Annotated in this window: 23 protein-coding genes; 10 read left to right on the forward strand and 13 right to left on the reverse strand. The window is 67.4% G+C overall.

Going from position 1 to position 19,416, the window contains the following annotated elements:
• From ON43_RS32505 to ON43_RS32530, 6 genes are all read right to left on the reverse strand, one after another.
• Positions 1-999, reverse strand: a complete 999-nt coding sequence (locus ON43_RS32505; RefSeq protein ID WP_040813754.1) for an alpha/beta fold hydrolase — start codon at positions 997-999, stop codon at positions 1-3.
• A gap of 147 nt (positions 1,000-1,146) precedes the next feature.
• On the reverse strand, positions 1,147-2,169 hold the full coding sequence (locus ON43_RS32510; RefSeq protein WP_040813672.1) for an alpha/beta fold hydrolase: 1,023 nt from the start codon (positions 2,167-2,169) through the stop codon (positions 1,147-1,149).
• 190 nt (positions 2,170-2,359) lie between these two features.
• Positions 2,360-2,656, reverse strand: coding sequence for a DUF2516 family protein (locus ON43_RS32515; protein ID WP_040813756.1), 297 nt, complete (start codon positions 2,654-2,656; stop codon positions 2,360-2,362).
• Between the two features lie 140 nt (positions 2,657-2,796).
• The gene (locus ON43_RS32520) at positions 2,797-3,501 is read right to left on the reverse strand and encodes a hypothetical protein (protein ID WP_040813673.1); all 705 of its coding nucleotides are present in this window, start codon (positions 3,499-3,501) and stop codon (positions 2,797-2,799) included.
• Complete coding sequence (locus tag ON43_RS32525; RefSeq protein WP_051179545.1) at positions 3,498-4,031, reverse strand: helix-turn-helix domain-containing protein; 534 nt, start codon at positions 4,029-4,031, stop codon at positions 3,498-3,500. Before ON43_RS32525 ends, ON43_RS32520 begins: the two co-directional genes overlap by 4 nt.
• A gap of 123 nt (positions 4,032-4,154) precedes the next feature.
• Positions 4,155-5,504, reverse strand: a complete 1,350-nt coding sequence (locus ON43_RS32530; protein WP_083913886.1) for a DUF445 domain-containing protein — start codon at positions 5,502-5,504, stop codon at positions 4,155-4,157.
• 162 nt (positions 5,505-5,666) lie between these two features.
• Here ON43_RS32530 and ON43_RS32535 point away from each other — a divergent pair, with 162 nt between their 5' ends.
• The 3 genes from ON43_RS32535 (at position 5,667) to ON43_RS32545 (ending at position 9,176) form a co-directional block, all read left to right on the forward strand.
• A complete protein-coding gene (locus tag ON43_RS32535) occupies positions 5,667-6,368 on the forward strand; it encodes a TetR/AcrR family transcriptional regulator (protein WP_040813762.1) in 702 nt (233 codons plus the stop codon).
• A gap of 110 nt (positions 6,369-6,478) precedes the next feature.
• Positions 6,479-7,912 (forward strand): ABC1 kinase family protein, encoded by a 1,434-nt coding sequence (locus ON43_RS32540; RefSeq protein WP_051179546.1) that lies wholly within the window; start codon positions 6,479-6,481, stop codon positions 7,910-7,912.
• Positions 7,913-7,934: 22 nt separating this feature from the next.
• Positions 7,935-9,176 carry a saccharopine dehydrogenase family protein gene (locus ON43_RS32545; RefSeq protein WP_040813674.1) on the forward strand — a complete coding sequence of 414 codons (1,242 nt, stop codon included), beginning with the start codon at positions 7,935-7,937 and terminating at the stop codon, positions 9,174-9,176.
• Between the two features lie 3 nt (positions 9,177-9,179).
• Here ON43_RS32545 and ON43_RS32550 read toward each other — a convergent pair whose 3' ends face one another.
• Positions 9,180-10,136, reverse strand: coding sequence for a hypothetical protein (locus ON43_RS32550; RefSeq protein ID WP_040813675.1), 957 nt, complete (start codon positions 10,134-10,136; stop codon positions 9,180-9,182).
• A gap of 104 nt (positions 10,137-10,240) precedes the next feature.
• On the opposite strand from ON43_RS32550, the gene ON43_RS32555 reads away from it, so the two are divergent.
• The 5 genes from ON43_RS32555 to ON43_RS32575 all read left to right on the forward strand — a co-directional run bounded on the left by ON43_RS32555 (position 10,241) and on the right by ON43_RS32575 (position 14,178).
• A complete protein-coding gene (locus ON43_RS32555) occupies positions 10,241-10,876 on the forward strand; it encodes a TetR family transcriptional regulator (RefSeq protein WP_040813676.1) in 636 nt (211 codons plus the stop codon).
• Between the two features lie 153 nt (positions 10,877-11,029).
• Positions 11,030-11,758 carry an ESX secretion-associated protein EspG gene (locus tag ON43_RS32560; protein ID WP_040813677.1) on the forward strand — a complete coding sequence of 243 codons (729 nt, stop codon included), beginning with the start codon at positions 11,030-11,032 and terminating at the stop codon, positions 11,756-11,758.
• Positions 11,759-11,807: 49 nt separating this feature from the next.
• Complete coding sequence (locus tag ON43_RS32565; RefSeq protein WP_040813678.1) at positions 11,808-12,659, forward strand: polyphosphate kinase 2 family protein; 852 nt, start codon at positions 11,808-11,810, stop codon at positions 12,657-12,659.
• A 149-nt stretch (positions 12,660-12,808) separates the two neighbouring features.
• On the forward strand, positions 12,809-13,612 hold the full coding sequence (locus tag ON43_RS32570) for a DsbA family protein (protein ID WP_245568843.1): 804 nt from the start codon (positions 12,809-12,811) through the stop codon (positions 13,610-13,612).
• The gene (locus ON43_RS32575; protein WP_040813679.1) at positions 13,612-14,178 is read left to right on the forward strand and encodes a vitamin K epoxide reductase family protein; all 567 of its coding nucleotides are present in this window, start codon (positions 13,612-13,614) and stop codon (positions 14,176-14,178) included. Before ON43_RS32570 ends, ON43_RS32575 begins: the two co-directional genes overlap by 1 nt.
• A 16-nt stretch (positions 14,179-14,194) precedes the next feature.
• Here the strand turns inward: ON43_RS32575 and ON43_RS46910 are convergent, their stop codons facing one another.
• A complete protein-coding gene (locus tag ON43_RS46910; RefSeq protein WP_040813680.1) occupies positions 14,195-15,289 on the reverse strand; it encodes a S1C family serine protease in 1,095 nt (364 codons plus the stop codon).
• Between the two features lie 25 nt (positions 15,290-15,314).
• Positions 15,315-16,052: a ZIP family metal transporter gene (locus ON43_RS32585; protein ID WP_040813681.1), complete on the reverse strand. Its 738-nt coding sequence runs from the start codon at positions 16,050-16,052 to the stop codon at positions 15,315-15,317.
• A gap of 107 nt (positions 16,053-16,159) precedes the next feature.
• Between ON43_RS32585 and ON43_RS32590 the strand changes: the two genes are divergently transcribed.
• Together ON43_RS32590 and ON43_RS32595 are read left to right on the forward strand one after the other, a co-directional pair.
• On the forward strand, positions 16,160-17,212 hold the full coding sequence (locus ON43_RS32590) for an NAD(P)-dependent alcohol dehydrogenase (RefSeq protein WP_040813682.1): 1,053 nt from the start codon (positions 16,160-16,162) through the stop codon (positions 17,210-17,212).
• Between the two features lie 167 nt (positions 17,213-17,379).
• Complete coding sequence (locus ON43_RS32595; protein ID WP_040813683.1) at positions 17,380-17,628, forward strand: hypothetical protein; 249 nt, start codon at positions 17,380-17,382, stop codon at positions 17,626-17,628.
• Between the two features lie 102 nt (positions 17,629-17,730).
• On the opposite strand, the gene ON43_RS32600 is transcribed toward ON43_RS32595, so the two are convergent.
• From ON43_RS32600 to ON43_RS46915, 4 genes are all read right to left on the reverse strand, one after another.
• Positions 17,731-17,943 (reverse strand): antitoxin, encoded by a 213-nt coding sequence (locus tag ON43_RS32600; RefSeq protein WP_083913882.1) that lies wholly within the window; start codon positions 17,941-17,943, stop codon positions 17,731-17,733.
• Between the two features lie 51 nt (positions 17,944-17,994).
• Entirely contained in the window at positions 17,995-18,378 is a 384-nt protein-coding gene (locus ON43_RS32605) for a VOC family protein (RefSeq protein WP_040813684.1), read from the reverse strand.
• 110 nt (positions 18,379-18,488) lie between these two features.
• Entirely contained in the window at positions 18,489-19,193 is a 705-nt protein-coding gene (locus ON43_RS32610) for a helix-turn-helix transcriptional regulator (protein ID WP_040813685.1), read from the reverse strand.
• A gap of 69 nt (positions 19,194-19,262) precedes the next feature.
• Positions 19,263-19,385: a hypothetical protein gene (locus tag ON43_RS46915; protein ID WP_281033382.1), complete on the reverse strand. Its 123-nt coding sequence runs from the start codon at positions 19,383-19,385 to the stop codon at positions 19,263-19,265.
• Positions 19,386-19,416: the final 31 nt, after the last annotated feature.

The raw sequence follows: 19,416 nt of genomic DNA on the forward strand, positions 1-19,416 counted from the left end.
TCAGCTCGCGGCGGCGACGCTCCCGCGGCGGGCCGTCCGGATGACCCGGTGCAGTTCGATATTGAAGGCGTGCTGTGCCTCGATGTTCACCAGATGCCCGGTCGGCAGCACGGCGTAGCGGTCAAGGTAGCCCGCGGCTTCCAGCGTGTCGGCGATCTCGCGCGAGTGCACCTCGGGCAGCAGCCGATCGTAGGAGCCCGCGATGACCGTGGTCGGCACGGTCAGGTTCGCGGCCGCGCCGTGCAGATCCAGCTTGACCAGGCCCCGGGCCACGGCCGCGCGCACCGACGGGCGGCAGGACCGCACGATGGAGACACCGAACGCGACCTCGTCGCGGGTGGCGGCCGGATTGGCCAGCCGGCTCTTGGCGACCAGGTTGATCGCCGCGCCGCCGGGCAACGGGACCGGGGTGCCGAACAGCGCCACGGCCAGCCACTCGGGACCGGGGATGACATCGTTGAGCAGCGGAATCACGGTGGCGCGGGTGGGAATCTGCCGGGCGGCCGTGGTGGCCAGCAGCACCGCGGAGGCCCGGCGCTGGACCTGCTCCGGATACTTCTGCGCCCAGGCCTGAATCGTCATACCGCCCATGCTGTGTCCGACCAGCACCGCTCGCTGGTCCGGCCCCAGCACGGCGTCGAGCAGGTCGGAGAAGTCGTCGGCCAGCTGGTCGGCGCTGAAAGGCCGTTTGCCGCTGTCGCTTTCGCCGTGCCCGCGCTGATCGAAGGCGATCACCCGGTACTCGCCGGAGAAGGCGTTGATCTGCGGATTCCAGTATTCGATGGCGCAGGACCAGCCGTGGGCCAGCACGATGACCTCGCCGTCGGCGGGACCGTAGGCGTGCACACGCAGTTTCGCGCCGTCACGGGTGGTTACGGGAATGATTTCGGCGGGACGCGGGGTGTTGAAGGAAGCCGTCTTGTAGCGACGGGACCGCAGTCCGGGGCGAAAGGGGGCGGTCAGCGCATCCACGCCCGCCTCCGGCAGTTTCACCAACATGAGCACTCCTTTGTGTTCCAGACCACAGTAGCGCGCTAACCGGGGTGCTTGCTAGGGCAAGCACGTATATATCTTCTTGCTATACAACAATGTTCGGGTCGGTGGACGTCCCCGATAAGGTCCCCAAGGGGTGGCCGGAACCAACCCTCAGGCACCCACCACCCGCGCCGCGGTGCCGAACGCGGACTCGGCGACCAGGGCGAGTTCGTCGTTGAACTCCCGGTACGCCTCCACATTTCCGAGATGCCCGGTCGGCAGGATTTTGAAACCCGCCAAACTGCCTGCCGCGGTGAGCATTTCGACGATCCGCTCGGCGTGCACGGGCGGGGTCATGTCATCGGCCGAGCCCGCGATGACGGTGGTCGGCACCGTCAGATTCGCCGCGCCGCGCCCGACATCCAAGTAGGACAACAGGGTTCCGAACCGGCCGCGCACCCGCGCCGGGCACGAACGCACGATGTTCTGGGCGAAGTCGGCGACATCGCCGACCGTTGCCAGGCTCATGATCTGCCGCCGGAAGATCCACTTCACGGGCGCGATCGACGGGAAGCCGATGGTGGCGCTCAAGCCGAGCAGACCGACCACGAACGGCAGCTTGACCAGGCCGCGATTGAAGAACGGGACCACCGTGGTCTCGGCGATCAGATCACCGGCCGCGGTATTGGTCATCAGCACCGCGAGCAGCTGTCGCCGCACCCGCTGCGGGTACCGGCCCGCCCAGGCCTGAATCGTCATGCCGCCCAGGCTGTGTCCCACCAGCACGGCCCGCTGGCCGGGCTTCAGGACCGCGTCCAGCACATCGGCGAGGTCGTCGGCGAGCTGATCGGTGGTGAGCGGTGCGGTGCCCGCCTCGCTCTCGCCGTGGCCGCGCACGTCGTAGGCGATGACGCGGTACTCACCGGCGAAGGCGTTGATCTGGGGGTTCCAGTATTCGAGGCAGCAGGTCCAGCCGTGCACCAGCACCAGGACATTGCCGTCGGCGGGGCCGTAGGCGTGCACGCGGAGCCGGGCGCCATCGGAGGCGGTGACCGGGACGACCTCGCGGGGACCGGTCGGCGGATTCAGATCCGCGTTGCCGTAGGTCCGGGTGCGCAGGTCCGCGCGATGCTCGCGCAGCAGGTCGCGGACCTTCCGGCCGAGGTCCGCAGGATGAGGCAGCGTTGCCTTCATAAGGACACTCCTTTGTGTTACTGCTCGATACAGTAACCCGCGTCACCCGGTGCTTGCTAGTGCAAGCACCCGAAAAGTTTCCGAGTCGGAACCGACCTCACCCCTGGCCAGGGGGTTGGTGTGAAAAAATCGGCCGCCACCCGGTGATCCGGGCGGCGGCCGAAGGGTTCGGTGGCGCGTTGAAATGGAGTTACCAGCGCGGCCCGCGCTGGATCTCATCGACCTTGGGTCGTACATCGGCGAGGTAGACACCGGTCGCGATGACCGCCGCGATGCCGAGGATCCCCACCGGGGTCTGGGCCAGCAGCAGCGCACCCAACGAGGCCGCCAGAATGGCGATCCACACCGGCTTGGTCAGCTTGTCCACGGCCGTGAAGGCATCCGGACGCTGGCGAATCGCATGCACGAGGGCGAACACCGTCATACCGAGCGCGCACAGCTGCAGCACCCACAGAATCAATCCGGTAATTCCCATCACCCCACACATCATACGGAGCAAGGCCTTGGCCACCAGGGCTTCTCATCGCGACACGAGCATCCGAACACAATGCTTACAAACGGCTCGAGGCCCCCGCACGCCATTGTGCGAGGGCCTCGAGCTTTTTCGGAGTGGTGACTGTGCGCGAATTACTTCTTCGCGGCGGGCGCGGCCTTCTTGGCCGGAGCCTTCTTCGCCGGGGCCTTCTTGGCGGGCGCGACCTTCTTGACCGGGGCGTCCTCGACGGGCGCGGTCTCGGTGGTCACGTCGACGACCTCGGCGTCCACGGCCTCCTCGGCCGGGGCCTCTTCCTTGGCGGTCCGGCCGATGTACGGGCCGACCTGCTCGTAGGCCTTCTCGAAGGCCGCCTCGGCCTGCGCCCGCGCCTTGTCGAAGGCCTCCTGGGTCGCGGCCACCGCGTCCTGGTTCAGGAAGGCGTCGCCGCGGCTGATGAGCGACTCGACGTACTCGCTGTGGCGCACCTTCTCGACGGTCTCCTCGCCGCGGGCGGCCAGGTCGGCGTACAGGTCGAGCAGCTGGTGGTAGTACTGGTCGACCAGCTTGCGCAGCTCCTCGGGGGTGGCCTTCTCGCGCAGCTCGGCCAGGTCCTCGGGCAGCTCGGACGGCAGCGCCTGCACGCGCTGGCGCAGGGTCTCGACCTGGCCCTGCACGTCGGCCGGCAGGTTGGCGAAGCGCTCGCGGGCTTCCTCGATGCGGCCCTGCACGTCGGCGGAGTTGGCGCGCTCGCGGATCTGCGTGACGACGTCCAGCACGGTGGCGTAGAGGGCGTCGCCCGCACCGACGGTGGCGTAGAGCGGCTTGGTCACGGTGGCGGTGAGCTTGGGCTCGGTCATGGTTCGTTCTCCTGGCGTGGCGGAACTTCGGTTGTGCGGTGCGGAACCTCGTTGTCCCTGTTTCCCCCGGGAACGCCCCCCAATAGGTTCGTTGCGTCCCCTCTGTCCTCGTCCGTCTGGTTCTCCCGTCGGAACGATTCGTAAATGTCCAGGAGGACCTGCTTCTGGCGTTCGGTCAGATGATCGTCGGCCAGTAGGGCATCCCGGACGGGGCCGTGCGGCCTCTGTTCGAGGTACCCGGCCCGCATGTACAAGACCTCCGAGGAGACCCGCAGACCCTTCGCGATCTGGGCGAGCACCTCGGCGGACGGATTGCGCAACCCCCGCTCGATCTGACTCAAGTACGGATTGCTCACCCCCGCCAGCTGTGCGAGCTGTCGCAGGGAGACCTGGGCGGCCTCGCGTTGCGACCGGATGAAGCCCCCGATGTCGTGAGCCGCGTTGGCTACGCGGCCCGACCGGTCTCCGGCGGCGGACGTCTCCGCTGCGTCGCCCTCGATCGGTTCGGGAACCTCGGGATCGTGCTTCATCACTCACCTTCCGGCGGTTGTGCGGTCAATTCTAGGACGGGGTGCTAGCTCTTGCAAGCGCTCTGCTAGCACCATTCGGGCAAACACCCGGCGCCGCGCCCGCGACGCATTTTGGACAATTGTTCAGGCATTGAACAGCAAATGCGATACCGCGTAGATGACCAGGCCCGCCAGGGAACCGACCACCGTGCCATTGATGCGAATGAATTGCAGATCCTTGCCCGCGGCCAATTCGATCTTGCGACTGGCCTCGTCCGCGTCCCAGCGGGCAACCGTATCGCTGACCAGGGTCGCGAACTCGGCGCCGTAATTGGCGACCAGATATCGGACGCCCCGCTCGAGCCACCCGTCCACCTTGTCACGCACGGCCGGATCCGCCGAAAGCCGCTCGCCCAGCTGCTGGACATTGTCGGAGACCTTGCGCCGCAGCGTGGAATTCGGATCGTCGGCCGATTCCAGGATCATGCGCTTGGCCGCGCGCCAGGTGGCCTGCGCCATGCCGTTGACCTCGCGGCGGGTCATCAGCTCGGTCTTGATCTTTTCCGCCTTCTCGATCATGGCGTCGTCGAATTGCAGATCGTTCGCGAAATCCTCGAGGAAACGATTCGCCGCCAGCCGCACCTCGTGGTCGGGCTGGGTGCGCACCTTCCAGGTGAATTCCACGAGCTCCCGATAAATGCGCTCGGCCAGGAGCGAATTCACGAATTTCGGGGCCCAGGAGGGCGCGTCGCGGTTCACGATGCGATCCAGCGTCTCCTGCGAGTCCAGCGCCCACTGGTGTGCGCGCTCGGCCAGCAGATCCAGCAGCGGGGCCTGCCGGTTGTCGGCGATCAGCTCGTTGAGCACCCGGCCGATGGGCGGGCCCCACAGCGGCTCGGCGATGCGCTTGACGATGGTCTGATCGATGATCTGCTCGACGTCCTCGTCGCGCAGCACGCCGATGACCGCGCGCAGAATCGTCGCGCTCTCGTCGGAAATGCGTTCGGCGTGGCCGGGTTCGGCCATCCACCGGCCCAGGCGCAGGCTGATCTGCGCGGAATTCACCTTGTCGGCCACGGCATCGGGCGAGAGGAAGTTCTCGCGCACGAATTCGCCCAGGCCCGCGCCGACCTGATCCTTCTTCTTGCGAATGATGGCGGTGTGCGGAATCGGCAGGCCCAGCGGATGACGGAAGAGCGCGGTGACCGCGAACCAGTCCGCCAGCGCGCCGACCATGCCGGCCTCCGAGGCGGCCTTCACATAGCCGACCCACGCCCCGCCCGCACCGCGCGAATCGGTCCAGGCGCAGAGGATGTAGATGATGGTGGCGGCCAGCAGAAAGCCGGTGGCGATGGCCTTCATCCGCCAGAGTTCGCGCTTCTTGCCGTCCTCGTCCAGGAATTCGGCGAAGGCACCGCCGCCCGACGGTGTGGTCTTCCTGGGCCCGGGCTCGATGGTGTCGAGGACCCCGGCACTGCCCACAGGTTGCTCCATATCTTCCATTCTGGCTCGTGGTGTGACGAACTCCCCGCCGCCCGGCCCGTCCCGATCGACGCCGTTCCACAGCATGGGAGGCTTAAGCTGAATAGGCCCAGGCCCAGGACGCGAACAAGGAGCCAACGCAGCGTGACCACCAAAGGCACCGTGAGTGCCGCCATGGAGGCGGCCACCGGCCCACGCGGTGGTCGCGTCGACGGCCGCAAACGCCGCTGGCAGCAGCACAAGATCGATCGGCGCGAGGAGCTGGTGGACGGCACCCTCGCCGCCATCCGCAAGCGCGGCGGGGATGCCGGGATGGATGAGATCGCCGCCGAGATCGGCGTCTCCAAAACCGTGCTGTACCGGTACTTCTCGGATAAGCAGGATCTGACCCGCGCCACCATGGAGCGGTTCATCGAGACCACGCTGATGCCGCGCATCTACGAGGCGATCAGTGACGACCTCGATGAATACCAACTGGTCCGCAACACGCTGGCGGCGTACGTCCACACGGTCGATTCCGATACCGACGTCTACCGATTCATCATGGGCAACGGCTCGGCCACCGACACCTCCACCCTCGCCGACTTCGAGAAGCTCTTCGCGCAGGTCGTCTCGGCGGTCATCGTGGACAAGTCCTTCGACCGCAACGTGCAGACCGAGGGGTCCATGCTGTGGTCCTACGTGCTGGTCGGCGGCGTGCAGCTGGCGACGGACTGGTGGATCTCCAACCGCACCATGTCCAGCGAGGAAATGCTCGACTACCTGACGATGATGGCGTGGAGCGCCATCGAGGGCATGGTCCGGGCGGGCGGCGATCGGCACTACTTCAACTCCAAGCCGCACGTGCTACCGGATCCCGAAAATACTGCTAGCTGACAGCTAGCACTCGAGTTCTCAGTGTGGTTAGGCTGACTCGTGGCGGACCAGTCATGCGGTTTCGCCGTGTCGGCACCAACGGGGGTGTTGGCTCCCATGGAGGGTCACTGATGGCGAAAGAGCTGCCCACATCCAGGCTCGCGCGGGGGACGAAGCTGGGGATTGCCGTTGCCGGTAATGCCTTGCGAGCTCAGAAGACTCGACGATCGATGCGCGGCCGCTCCGAGGCCGTGCGGGCGCGCATGGCCGAGGAGTCCATGATCCGGGCCACCGAGCAGATGGTCATGGTGCTGGGCACCATGAAGGGTGTGGCCATGAAGCTCGGCCAGATGCTGTCCGTGCTGGACCTGGATCTGGTTCCGCCGCAGCATCGGGAGCGATTCCAGCGGCGGCTCGCGGTGCTGCGCGACAGCGCGCCCTCGGTGTCGTTCGAGGTCATGAAGGCGGTCATCGAGGAGGACTTCGGTAAGCCGCTGGAAGCCGTCTTCGCCGAATTCGATCCGGAACCCGTTGCCGCCGCCTCGATCGGGCAGGTCTACAAGGGCACCCTGCACGACGGCCGCGAGGTCGCGGTGAAGGTGCAGTACCCGGGCATCGACGCGGCCGTGCGCGCGGATCTGAAGAACCTGGCCATGTTCCGACGCATCCTGCAGTCGGCCATGCCGTGGGTGACCCCGGCCGTGCTCGACGAGCTGCGGCTGAATCTGGAGAGCGAACTCGACTACGTCGCCGAAGCCAATACCCAGAAGCAGATTTCGGAGCTTTTCAGCGGGCATCCGTTCATCGTGGTGCCGACCACCTATCCGGAGCTGTCCACCACCCGCGTGCTGGTGAGCGAGTACTTCCCGGGCCGCGGGTTCGAGGAGATCCGGGAACTGCCGGCGGCGGAGCGGAATCGGATCGGCGAGATCATCTACCGCTTCTATGTGGGCTCGCTGTTCACCTTCAACGAGTTCTGCGGCGATCCGCATCCGGGCAATCTGCTGCTGGGCGCGGACGGGCGGGTGGCGTTCCTGGATTTCGGGCTCTACAACCGGATGGACCCCGAGCACGTGCAGTTCGAGGCCATCTGCATTCGCGCGGCGGCCGAGGAGCGCGCGGAGGACCTGCGGGACTTGATGATCCAGCGCGGCGTCATCGAATCGCCGGAGGAGATCACGCCCGAGGAATGCCTGGAGTACGTGCTGGCGGCGTGCGAGTGGGCGCTGGTGGACGAGGAACTCACCATCACACCCGAATTGGCGTCCGGGGCCTTCGTGCTGGCGGTGGATCCGCGGGCCACTGACTTCGAGGGGATGAAGCAGCAGAATCTGCCGCCGGAGCATCTGTTCTCGCGGCGGGCGGACTTCCTGACCTTCGGCATGCTCGGGCAGCTGGAAGCGACGGGCAACTGGCATCGCATCGCACGCGAGTGGCTGTACGGGGACGAACCCGTCACCGAACTCGGTCGCGCACACCATGAATGGCTGGCGAGCCGCCCGGCTCCGACGCCGACCACCGGGGGGCCCGCCAGGAAGACTCGCAAGCGCGCCGCGAAGGCGTAAACCCGACCCGATGGGAAAAGCAATGGCCAACAGGGAATTCGACATCGTCCTATTCGGAGCGACCGGTTTCGTCGGAAAGCTCACCGCGCAGTACCTGCTGGAGGCCGCACCCGCGGACGCCCGCATCGCGTTGGCGGGGCGGTCGGCGGAGAAGCTGGCCGCAGTACGTGCCGAACTGGGGGCGGGCGCCGCGGAATGGCCGCTGGTGCAGGCGGATTCGACCGATCAGGCCAGCCTGGACGCGCTGGCGGCGCGGACCAAGGTGGTCGTCACCACCGTCGGCCCGTACCTGCGCTACGGGTTCCCGCTGGTGCAGGCGTGCGCCGAGAACGGCACGCACTACGCCGATCTCACCGGTGAGCCGCTGTTCATCCGCGACTGTATCGACCGGTTCGGCGAGAAGGCCGCCGAGACCGGCGCGAAGATCGTGAATTCCTGTGGCTACGACTCGATTCCGTCGGATCTGAGCGTGTACCAGCTGTACAAGCGCACCGTCGCGGACAATACCGGCGAGCTCACCGATGTCACCCTGGTCGCCACCCTCAAGGGCGGGGCCAGCGGCGGCACCATCGACTCCGGGCGCGCCATGATGGAGGCCATCGCGGAGGATCCGCGCAAGGGCTCGATCATGTCGCACCCGTATTCGCTGAGCCCCGACAAGGCCATGGAGCCCGATGTCGGCCGCCAGAGCGATCAGGCGCTGTCGCGGGCCTCGGCAATCGATCCGAGCCTGGACGGCTGGGTGGCGACCTTCATCATGGGCGCGCACAACACCAAGATCGTGCGCCGCTCCAACGGCCTGCTGGGCTGGCCGTACGGCAAGAACTTCCGCTACCGCGAGGTCATGAGCGCGGGTTCGTCGACGGCCGCGCCGCTGGTCGCGGCGGGTATCGCGGGCGGCATCGTGGCCACCATGGCGGCGGGCGCGGTGCTGTCGCGAGTGTCGGTGGGCCGCAAGCTGATCGACCGCATCGTGCCCAAGCCGGGCACCGGGCCCAGCGAAAGGGCCCGCAAGAGCGGCTGGTTCACCATGCGCACCTTCGCGCACACCACCTCGGGCGCGAAGTACCTGTGCACGTTCGCGGGCAAGGGCGATCCGGGCTATCAGGCCACCTCGGTCATGCTCGGTCAGTCCGGGCTGTGCCTGGCCTTCGACGACCTGCCGGAGCTGGCGGGCATTCTCACCCCGGCCTCGGCCATGGGTGACGCACTGACCGAGCGGCTGCGCAAGGCGGGCATGACCATCAAGGTCGAGCCCGCCTGACGGCTATTCCGGGGTGCTGTACTTCGCGATGAGGTCGCGGTAGGTCTCGAAGGCGGGCTTGGGCGTGTAATCCGAACGCAGCAGCCCGAATTCGAGATTCATATCGCCCTGATCGCTGTAGGAGTCGCGCAGACCGAAGTGTTCGTAGGCGGTGATATTGAGCTCGTCGGCGAGGCCGTCGACGAGGCGCACCACGGTCTCGAGCACCTCGGCCTGCCGCGGGTAGGAGCGGTTCGGGCCGGTGGCCCAACCGGATTCGGTGATGTGCAGGGGTGTGGTCTCGGGAATGCCCGCGGCGGCGAGGCTTTCGCGGCGGAAGCCGGTGACGACCGCGGTGACCGCGGCCTCCAGGCCGTCGGCGGGGATCGGGCGGAAGACGTCGGGGAAGAAATCCAGGCCGACATAGTCGAGCGCCGTGATGAATTCGCTTCCACCCCTGCGCCCCAGGTCGGTCCAGTACTCCTGGGCCGGATCGAGGATCACCGTGGAGTTGCAGCCGATACGGACGTCGAGCCCGAGCCGGTCCGCCTCCGCGCGGGCGGCGAGCACGCCCTCGACGACGGCCTGCCGGACGTTCGGATAGTCGGCATTGCCGCCGGGACCGGCGTGGTTGGGTTCCTCCGCGATCTGCAGTGAGGCGAGCACCGGCCCGTGCTCGCGCAACTGCCGACGGACGAAATCGAGCCAGCCGGTGAGATCGTCGCCGGGTTCGTGGAAGCACACCACCAGATCGAGCTTGCGGTTCGGTGCCGCGTACTGCCACGGCCGCGGCGGTGCTTCCTGGAATCCGCCTCGCGCGTCGTCGTAGAGGACGTACCCGCGCACCACGAACGGGTGATCGCCGTGCAGCGCGTCCAGGGCCTCGGTGATGCGGTCGGCCCGCTCGGGCGGGCCGGGGGTGACATTGCCGTATTGGTCGCCGCCGAGTCCGCCCGCGTAGATGCCGAATCTGAGGGTCATGTGTCCGACCGTAGCGCGAATTTTGGTGTGACACCAATTTTAGTGTCACACCTATACTGCTCTCCGGCGGAGCCGGACCGTCGACATCGAGTGAGGAGACGTAGTTGGCACTACGCGAGGAGAAGAAGCTCGCCACCCGGACCGCGCTCGCCGACGCGGCCATGGCGCTGTTCACCGAGAAGGGCTTCGACAAGGTGACCGTCGCCGACGTCGCGCGGGCCGCGAACGTCTCGGTCAATACCGCCTTCAACTACTTCCCGACCAAGGAGGACCTGTTCTTCGACCGCCAGGACGAGGTGGCCGATCGAATGGCCGCGGCGGTCCGGGACCGCGAGCCCGGCGAATCGGCGGCCGCGGCCATCCGTCGCGCGTTTCTCGACCGCGTCCACCGCGACGATCCCACCCTCGGCCTGTCCCGCGCAGCCACCGCGTTCTGGCGGCTGATCGACGACAGCCCCGCCCTGCAGGCACGGTTGCGCCAGCTCGGCGAGCGGTCCGAAACCGCACTGGCACAGGCACTTTCCGATGCGGCGGGCACCGAGCCGAACGATCCGACGCCGAGGCTGGTCGCCGCGGCGCTGGCAGGCCTGGATCGCGCCCTCCACGCCGAGATCCGGCGCGGCATTCTCGCGGGCGCGGACCCGGAGGCGGTGCGCGCGGGGATCATCGAAACCGCCACCCGCGGCTTCGACACCGCCATCGCGGGGCTCGCCGATTACCCCGCGCCGCACCACGATTGAGTGCGCTTCACCGCGCCGCGGCCATAGCCAACCCCTGCCGATAGTGCGGCAGGTCACAGATTGCGCTCTCCGGCGACACCCAGCACCCGCAGAATCTCTCCGGTAGGGTCGCGACGGGACGGAGGTGGTACCGAAGAAAGGGGGGTCGGCCACTTGAAATGGATTCTGACCCCGGACGAGTTCGCGATGATCTGGACCCGCGAAACCGATCTGGCCCGGCGTCCCTACCCGCTCGACACGACCCCGCCCGTGCCCGGAGGCTCGGAGGCCCGGGAGCAGAGTGCCGGGGCCGCACCGCGATTCGCGGCCACCGGTCTGGGCGGCGCACCGCAGCGCTTCCTGCGCCGCACCGATCCGGAGCTGGCCGCGGCGCTGGCGCTGTGCGCCCGCACCGACACCACGACGGTCACCCTCTACGGCGAGCACACCGCCGGGCCGCAGGCGCGCCGCATTCTCGCGTTCGCCGCGGTGGCCCAGCAGCGGGTGGGCATTCTGGTCTCGCTGCCGGATTCGGTGACCGTATCGCTGTGCCCCGCAGAGCAATTGGGCCGTGAGCTGGTCGAGGTCATCGGTTCCGCGCCGCCCGGGCAGCTGGAGCCGCTGCGCGAACCGCAGCAGGCGGTGCTCTATCCCGACGCCACCGGCACCGGCGCGGAGGCCGACCGCTTCCGCCGCAAGCTGCGCGAACCGGTGGACGGACGCGGATTCATCACCGTCACGGTCGAACCCGCGAATCCGCTGTCCCCGCCGACCCGGCACCGCACCTGGCTCGACTTCTCCGGCGACGGCCGCTACCTGCTCACCACCGCCGCGGACCTGACGCTGACCCCGATCACCGACGAGGAATTGGCCGCCCAGCTGGTGCGTCTGGCCCGGGTCTGATTCGGCGCGGTTGCCTGCGCGAAACCGCGACGCGTGCTAACCATGACGAATGGCGAAGGCGACATCCTGGTCGAAACCGGTCACCAAGGCGCTGCGCGCCGATGGCGTGAAGGTGAGCGACCTGAGCACATCGGCCACCCCCGGATTCAAGGGCGACAAGAAGGCCGGGGAGCAGCTGCTCGCCGAACGCGCCGAGGTGTTGTCGGATCTGCAGGAAAAGCTCTACGCCAATGGCCGTTCCGGCGACACCCGCAGTGTGTTGCTGGTGTTGCAGGGCATGGACACCGCCGGCAAGGGCGGCATCGTCCGGCACGTGATCGGCTCGGTGGACCCGCAGGGCGTGGATCACGCGGCCTTCGGGGTGCCGACGCCCGAGGAACGTAAGCACCACTACCTCTGGCGGATTCGCAAGAAGCTGCCGCGCGGCGGCCAGATCGGCGTGTTCGACCGCTCCCACTACGAGGACGTGCTGGTGGTGCGGGTGCACGACCTGGTGGCCCCGGAGGTCTGGGAGAAGCGCTACGACGAGATCAACAAGTTCGAACGCAAACTCGTCGACGACGGCACCACCGTGGTGAAGGTGGCCATGTTCGTCTCCCTCGACGAGCAGAAGAAGCGGCTCGCGCAGCGGCTGGACCGGCCCGACAAGTACTGGAAGTTCAACCCGAACGACATCGACGAGCGCGCCTACTGGCCGCAGTACCAAGAGGCCTACCAGGCGGTTCTGGACCGCACCAATACCGACTACGCCCCCTGGTACGTGCTGCCCTGCGACCACAAGTGGTACTCGCGCCTGGCCGTCACCGAACTGCTCATCGACGCGCTGCAGGGCCTGAAGCTGGATTGGCCGTCCGCCGACTTCGATATCGCCGAGCAGAAAAAACGCCTCGCCCAGGCGTGATTGACATCCCCCAGGGCGAAAGCCCGCCGTTGTTCACGGACAATCGCTCGTGGCCGGACACCGGGCGCGACTCGGCCTGCCCGGATACAGGCATCTCTCAGGTTCGCGGGTGAAGATGGGCCCGCAGAGTCGTGACTACGGAAGGCGTGGTGAGCGCGCAGGTGAGCAAGACAACCGGTAAGAATCCGCTGGCGAACGCGGCGAAAGCCGACCGCAATCGGAAGATCCTCATCCAGGTGGGCGTGGCCGTCGTGCTGCTCGGCCTGATCGCGGGCATCGGCATCACCCTGGCCATGCGCAAGCACAACGACGACAAGTCCGAGGCCGCCAACTCCTTCCACTGGGATGCCGCGCAGGCGGCCCTGGTCCCGGCGAACCTCACCCCCGAGGGCGCCATCCGCATCGACAACACCGCCGCCCCCGCGCCCGAGGGCAAGCAGAAGGTGAACGTCCGCGTGGTCGCCGACGTGCAGTGCCCGGCGTGCGCCATGTTCGAGAACGCCAATGCCGACGCGCTGAAGAAGGCCGTGCAGAGCGGCCAGGCGATCGTGGACTACAACATCATCACCTTCCTGGACCGCGCCTCCAGCGGCAATCAGTTCTCCACCCGCGGCGCCGCGGCGGCCTACGTGATGTACGAGGCCGATCCGTCGAAGTTCCAGGGCTGGCTGGCCAATATGTACGCCAAGCAGCCCAAGGAGGGCGGCAGCGGCATGAGCGACGACCAGCTCATCCAGATCGCCAAGGATTCCGGCTACACCGATCCCGCTGTCGCCCAGGCGATCAAGGACGGCAAGTACACGAGCTGGGTGAAGACCCAGACCGACAAGGTCTTCGCCACCGGCGTGAAGTCCACCCCGACGGTCTACGTCAACGGCACCCAGGTGCAGGACCCGCAGGCGCTGATGAGCAACGGCGGCATGACCGCGGTGATCGAGAACGCGGCCAAGTGATGATCGCGGCGGGTCCCCGCTCGGCCTGGCCGCTGCTGCTGGGTGCGTTGATCGGCTGGGCGGCGTCGGTGACGCTGCTGGTCGAGAAGTACAAGTCGCTCACCGAGGTCGGCTACAAGCCGATGTGCACCATCGACGCCACGCTCTCGTGCACCACGGTCATGGCGTCGAAGTCCGCGTCCCTGTTCGGATTCCCCAATCCGATCATCGGCGTGGTCGGGTTCTCGGTCTTCGTCACCATCGGCATCCTGCTGGTGGTCGGAATCTCGTTGCCGCGCTGGTTCTTCGCCGGCATGTGGCTGGGCCTGCTGGTCGGCATCGCGGCCATCGGCTGGCTGGTCTGGGACGCCACCTTCGAGATCCACGCGCTGTGCCCGTGGTGCATGGTGGTGTGGGCGGTGACCCCGGCCATGTTCGCGATCGTGACCGGGCTGCTGTTCGGCCGCTCGCGCGGGCTGCTGCAGATTCTCGTGGAATGGCGGTGGACGCTGATCGCGATCTACTACGCGATCATCATCCTGACCGTGTACCTCAAGTTCCAGGACTACTGGAACGCCAAGTTCTAGTCAGCGGGGCGGAATTCTAGTTGGGCGGGCCCACGGTGAGTGTGACGCTCACCGTGCGGCGCCCGCCCGTGGGATCGCTGATCTCGAGCCGCACCACATCGTCCGGTTTATGGGCGTTGAGTGCGGCTTTCAGCATTTGCGAGGTCGCGATGGGGCGGTCGTCGAGGGCGGTGATGATCTCGCCGTCGGCGAGTCCGGCCGCGTAGGCGGGCAGTCCGTAGATGGCCACATCGATGCGCGCGCCGGTGGGCTGCGCGTCGGAGGTGAGGATGCCGAGGGTGGCGGTGGGGCCGATGTGGACGGTGTCGGTCGGTGTGCCGGAACGGATCTGGCGGACCACGTTCATGGCGGTGTCGATGGGGACGGCATAACCGTTGGGGCCCTTGCCCAATGCCTTCTGCAGATCGCCCGAGGCCGCGGTGACGACGCCGACCACCGCGCCGTAGCGGTCCACCAGCGCGCCGCCGGACTGCCCGGCGGCCACCGCGGCGGCCACTTCGATCATGCCGTGCAGCGACTTTCGCGACAGGTCGGCGGCATTGCGGGCCACGATGGCCGAATCCAGATTGGTGATGGGGCCGCCGACCGCGGTCGGGGAACCGGTGCCGCCCGCATTGCCGATGGCCAGCACGTCATCGCCGAGATGCAGCGGGGCGGAACTGCCGATACGGGCGACCGGGAGCCCGCCGGCGCCGGTCAGATCCAGCAGCGCGATATCGGCCCCGGAGTCGTATCCGGCGACCGTGGCCGTGTAGGTCGCGCCGGTGCCGATATCCGAAACCGTCACGGTGTCAGCGCCTTTGATGACGTGATGGCTGGTGAGGATCTCGCCGTCGGCGGTCAGCACGATGCCGGATCCGGCCGCGCCCAGACCGTAGGGGCGGATGCCGGCGGTGATGTTCACCAGGGCCGGTTCGGCCACCCGGGAGACCAGTTCGACATCCAGCGGCGGGAGCGAGGGCCCGACGAGGCTGGCGGAGGTGGCGTCGTCGTCCAGGGCCCAGCGGGGCAGTTCGCCTCGGTAGCAGAGGAATCCGGTGAAGCCGAGGAGCGCGGCGACGAACAGCGCCAGCAGGCGGCCGCCTCGGCCTCGACGTCTGCCGTCGTCCACGGACCCTCCTGGTGGTACCGGTATCTCAGTGGCTCAGGGCGGCTATGAACAACATGAACAGCACCCCGGCCAGCGTGCACAGCAGGGGTCCCCGGGAGGGTTTGCCCGCGTGTGCCTCGGGCAGGATATCGGCCGTCGCGAGGTAGAGCAGGAATCCCGCGAAATAACCCAGGTAAAGGCCGACCAGTTCCTTCGGCACCTTCACCAGGGTACCGATCACCGCGCCGATCACCGGCGCGATCGCGTCCAGCCCGAGCATGATCAGACCCCGCCTGCGGGCATTGCCGTAGAGCGTGGTCAGCGTGAAAGTGTTGAAACCGTCGGCGAAGTCGTGGCTGATGACCGCGATGGCCACCGCCGCGCCGACCGTGGTACTGGCCTGGAAACCGAATCCGATGCTCAGGCCGTCGAGCATGCTGTGGAAGACCAGACCGCCCGCGGCCAGCAGGCCCAGCGAGCTGAAATCGTGGCCGTGCTGGTGGGCGACGTATTCGTCCTCGTAGCCGGTGTGAATGGCCATGGACCGCTCGATGATGTGCACGGTGAAGAAGCCGACCACCGCGGCCAGCAGCGGGACCGGGACGCCGAGCGCGATCCGCTCGTCGGCCTCGAGTGATTCCGGCATCAGATCGAAGGCCACCACGCCGAGCATGACCCCGGCGGCCAGGCCGAGGACCAGGCGCTTGCGGTCGCCGATGCGGGACGCGATCAGGCCGCCGACCAGGGTGGCGCACATCGAGAACAGGGACAGCAGAATCGCCATCGTGTCATCGTGCCGAGCGATTGCCGCGGGGTCGCCACGCCGCGCCGCGCGCGGTATATCCGACCCCCGGTTGATGCGCGGCGGAATGCGGGAGTAGGCATGACTGCATGAGCACTGCTGCCGCATATGCCGTATCCGCCCCGGACGGAGCCTTCGAGAAAATCGCCATCGAACGCCGCGAGCTCGGACCCCACGATGTGCTGATCGACGTGAAATACGCGGGCATCTGCCATTCCGACATCCACACCGCCCGCAACGAATGGCACGGCACCGCCTACCCGTGCGTGCCCGGGCACGAGATCGCGGGCATCGTCGCCGCCGTCGGCTCCGAGGTGACCCGGCACCGGGTCGGCGATCGGGTCGGGGTGGGCTGCATGGTCGATTCCTGCGGGGAGTGCGAGGCCTGCCTGGCCGGGGAACAGCAGTACTGCACCGGGGGCCTGGTCTGGACCTACAACAGCGCGGTGCCCGCCGAGAAGCAGGCGGGCGGGTACACCCTGGGCGGCTACTCCACGCAGGTCGTGGTGACCGAGGGGTTCGTGCTGTCGATTCCGGACGGCATCGGGCTGGATGTGGCCGCGCCGCTGCTGTGCGCGGGCATCACCTTGTTCTCGCCGCTGCGGCATTGGAACGCCGGGCCCGGCAAGAAGGTCGCCATCATCGGGATGGGCGGGCTCGGGCACGTGGGTGTGAAGATCGCCGCCGCGATGGGCGCGGAGGTGACCGTACTCAGCCACTCGCTGTCCAAGCAGGAGGACGGCCTGCGGTTCGGCGCGCAGCACTACTACGCAACCGGTGACCGCGCCACCTTCAAGCAGCTGCGCGGCTCGTTCGACCTGATCATCAATACCGTGTCGGCCGATCTGCCGATCGAGGACTACATCAAACTGCTGAAGCTGGACGGCAGCCTGGTGCTGCTGGGTCTGCCCGACAAGCCCGCCAGCGTAAGGGCTTCCACGCTGGCCGGGATGCGGCGCTCGCTGTCGGGTTCCATGATCGGCGGCATTCCGCAGACCCAGGAGATGCTGAACTTCTGCGCCGAGCACGGCATCGGCGCGGAGATCGAGGTCATCTCCGCGGACCGGATCAACGAGGCGTACGACCGCGCGGTCGCCTCGGATGTGCGCTACCGCTTCGTGATCGACACCGCCACCATGTGAACGACACCGCCACCGGGTGAGCACAGCAGGTGTTCGCGCCGACCGTTGTGTCGGCGCGAACACCTTCGCGGCGTCGCCGGGCGGACAGAGAATTCGGCCGCGGATCAGCACCATTGCTTTCACGGGAAACACCTCCCGGAACACCGAAAGCCTCAGGAGCAGATCACATGTCGACCCTCACCAAACGTCTGGTGACCGTCACCGCCGCCGCCCTGTTCGCCCTGCCGGTCGGCGCGGGCATCGCGTCGGCCCTCCCGGCCGGGACCGGTATCGCCGCCACCGATCGTGACGACAACTACTGGTACCACTACTACTGCGATCGCGACAGCCACGGCTTCAACTGGGACTACTGCTGGAGCCACTACCGCAACTGGTACGAGCGCGACCACCACGGTCCGCACGAGCAGCGCCGCTGATCCGGCCTTCCGAATTGCGGTTCCGGCCTCGCGAATCAGGGTGCGGCGGTAGCGAATCCGGCGGCAGTGTCGCCGCCGGCCGCTCGATGACCGAGCCTTCCGCTACTGCCCCTGCTCGCGCAGCGCCTGCTTGGCGGCGTCCTGCACCTTGTCCACGGCGCCCGCGAACTTGCCCTCGGTCTGCTGGTCGATGGCGTCGCCCGCCTTGTCGATCAGCGGCTCCAGCTTGTCGGCGTGCTGCCCCGCCAGCTCCGCCGCCTTGCCCGCCGCATCCTTCAACTGGTCGAACATGCCCACGATCCACACTCCTGTCATTCGAAAAAGCTTCGGTGACAGGCTAACCGCGCCGGTGTGCGGAATCGGTGATCAGTTCACCGGCGGCGGGCTGAAGATGCCGAAACGGTTGCCCGAGGTGTCGAGGATCTCGGAGAAGACCAGGCCGTTCTTGGCGGTGACGGGCTGCACGAACACCTTGCCGCCCGCCTTCTCGGCCGCGGCCAGGATCTCGGGGACATCCTGGACCAGCACATAGAAGATGGCGTGGTTGGCGGAGGCGTCGTCGGTGTGCGCGATACCGCCCGCGGGCATATCGCTGCCCGGGTAGGTGACCAGGTCGTAGTTGCCGTCCTCGTTCGGGTCCGGAGCGAAGTTCCAGCCGAACAGTTCCTGGTAGAAGGCCTTCACCTGATCGGGCTCATTGCTGCCGACCTGGAACCAGGCCACGGTGTTGAAAGGCGGAGGAGTGGTCATCTCTGTCTCCCGGAGAGTCTGGGGTGGATTGCCTTGCCCCATCACGATCTCCCGGCCCGGCGACAACCCCCTGTCGGTGTTTCCGGACTTTTCTGTCGGGGTTTTCGGACCTAGCCGAGCGAGATCATCCGGATCTCGTGTACCGGCTCCGAGGGGCGGCACATATCGATGGAACGCTCCGGTCCGACCCGTTCCGTCAGCTCGATGCCCTTCATACGATCCAGCCGGAAATTGCGCGGCTCGTCGCGCAGCAGGCACCACGCCAGCAGATACCAGCCGTTGCTCCCGTGCAGCAGCGCCACCGGCTCCACCTCGCGTTCACTGAGTACGCCCGAGCGGTCCAGATATTCGATGCGCAGCACGCGCCGCGCCACCACGGCCTGCTCCACCTCGGGCGGGATCGGCATGGGCGCGACCGCCTCGGGCGAGTCGAACAACCGCACCCGCAGCGCCAATTGCCGTGCCGCGTCGGCATTCTGCTGCGACATGGCGGCCAGGATCTTGCGCAGCGCGCTGCGCCCCGCCGCCGCGAACGGCCCGTCGTCTGCCCGCGCCACCGCGACGGCCAGCGCCACCGCCTCCGCCGCCGTGAAATTCAACGGCGGCAACGACATGCTCTTCTCCAGCGCGTACCCGCCGCGCCGACCGACATCGGCGTAGATGGGCACCCCGGACTGCTGCAGCGCGCTGATATCCCGCTCGACCGTGCGCACGCTGACCCCGTGCCGCGCCGCCAATTCCCGTGCCGTGCGGAGGCGCGGCGAAATCGCCCGCAACTCCTCGACAATCGCGTAGAGCCGATCGGTGCGGTTCACGCCCCACACCGTAGCGACCCCCACCGACAAACTCCGGGCCGTCGCCGTCGGAATCTCAGGCCGTTGCCGTCAGCGTCCGGACTTCCACGGCGGCTCCTGCGCCACCTGGTCACCCTTCTGGTTGTAGGAGTCGTAGTACTGCTTGTCGCCCTCCGGCTCGTCCGGCTGATTGCCCTTACCCGTCGGATCCATGTTCGCCTCCATCTCGAAAACCGATGGTTCA

The organism is Nocardia concava NBRC 100430 (genome assembly GCF_000308815.1).
Taxonomy (GTDB): Bacteria; Actinomycetota; Actinomycetes; order Mycobacteriales; family Mycobacteriaceae; genus Nocardia; species Nocardia concava.

What these genes read in the sequence shown, in the direction of transcription:
- ON43_RS32510 (WP_040813672.1), bottom strand. Translation starts at nt 2,169, where the DNA reads ATGAAGGCAACGCTGCCTCATCCTGCGGACCTCGGCCGGAAGGTCCGC.
- ON43_RS32525 (WP_051179545.1), bottom strand. Translation starts at nt 4,031, where the DNA reads ATGAAGCACGATCCCGAGGTTCCCGAACCGATCGAGGGCGACGCAGCG.
- ON43_RS32535 (WP_040813762.1), top strand. Translation starts at nt 5,667, where the DNA reads ATGGAGGCGGCCACCGGCCCACGCGGTGGTCGCGTCGACGGCCGCAAA.
- ON43_RS32600 (WP_083913882.1), bottom strand. Translation starts at nt 17,943, where the DNA reads ATGACAGGAGTGTGGATCGTGGGCATGTTCGACCAGTTGAAGGATGCG.
- ON43_RS32575 (WP_040813679.1), top strand. Translation starts at nt 13,612, where the DNA reads ATGATCGCGGCGGGTCCCCGCTCGGCCTGGCCGCTGCTGCTGGGTGCG.
- ON43_RS32540 (WP_051179546.1), top strand. Translation starts at nt 6,479, where the DNA reads ATGGCGAAAGAGCTGCCCACATCCAGGCTCGCGCGGGGGACGAAGCTG.
- ON43_RS46915 (WP_281033382.1), bottom strand. Translation starts at nt 19,385, where the DNA reads ATGGATCCGACGGGTAAGGGCAATCAGCCGGACGAGCCGGAGGGCGAC.
- ON43_RS32515 (WP_040813756.1), bottom strand. Translation starts at nt 2,656, where the DNA reads ATGTGTGGGGTGATGGGAATTACCGGATTGATTCTGTGGGTGCTGCAG.
- ON43_RS32565 (WP_040813678.1), top strand. Translation starts at nt 11,808, where the DNA reads ATGGCGAAGGCGACATCCTGGTCGAAACCGGTCACCAAGGCGCTGCGC.
- ON43_RS32520 (WP_040813673.1), bottom strand. Translation starts at nt 3,501, where the DNA reads ATGACCGAGCCCAAGCTCACCGCCACCGTGACCAAGCCGCTCTACGCC.
- ON43_RS32550 (WP_040813675.1), bottom strand. Translation starts at nt 10,136, where the DNA reads ATGACCCTCAGATTCGGCATCTACGCGGGCGGACTCGGCGGCGACCAA.
- ON43_RS32605 (WP_040813684.1), bottom strand. Translation starts at nt 18,378, where the DNA reads ATGACCACTCCTCCGCCTTTCAACACCGTGGCCTGGTTCCAGGTCGGC.
- ON43_RS32505 (WP_040813754.1), bottom strand. Translation starts at nt 999, where the DNA reads ATGTTGGTGAAACTGCCGGAGGCGGGCGTGGATGCGCTGACCGCCCCC.
- ON43_RS32590 (WP_040813682.1), top strand. Translation starts at nt 16,160, where the DNA reads ATGAGCACTGCTGCCGCATATGCCGTATCCGCCCCGGACGGAGCCTTC.
- ON43_RS32595 (WP_040813683.1), top strand. Translation starts at nt 17,380, where the DNA reads ATGTCGACCCTCACCAAACGTCTGGTGACCGTCACCGCCGCCGCCCTG.
- ON43_RS32545 (WP_040813674.1), top strand. Translation starts at nt 7,935, where the DNA reads ATGGCCAACAGGGAATTCGACATCGTCCTATTCGGAGCGACCGGTTTC.
- ON43_RS32585 (WP_040813681.1), bottom strand. Translation starts at nt 16,052, where the DNA reads ATGGCGATTCTGCTGTCCCTGTTCTCGATGTGCGCCACCCTGGTCGGC.
- ON43_RS32530 (WP_083913886.1), bottom strand. Translation starts at nt 5,504, where the DNA reads ATGGAGCAACCTGTGGGCAGTGCCGGGGTCCTCGACACCATCGAGCCC.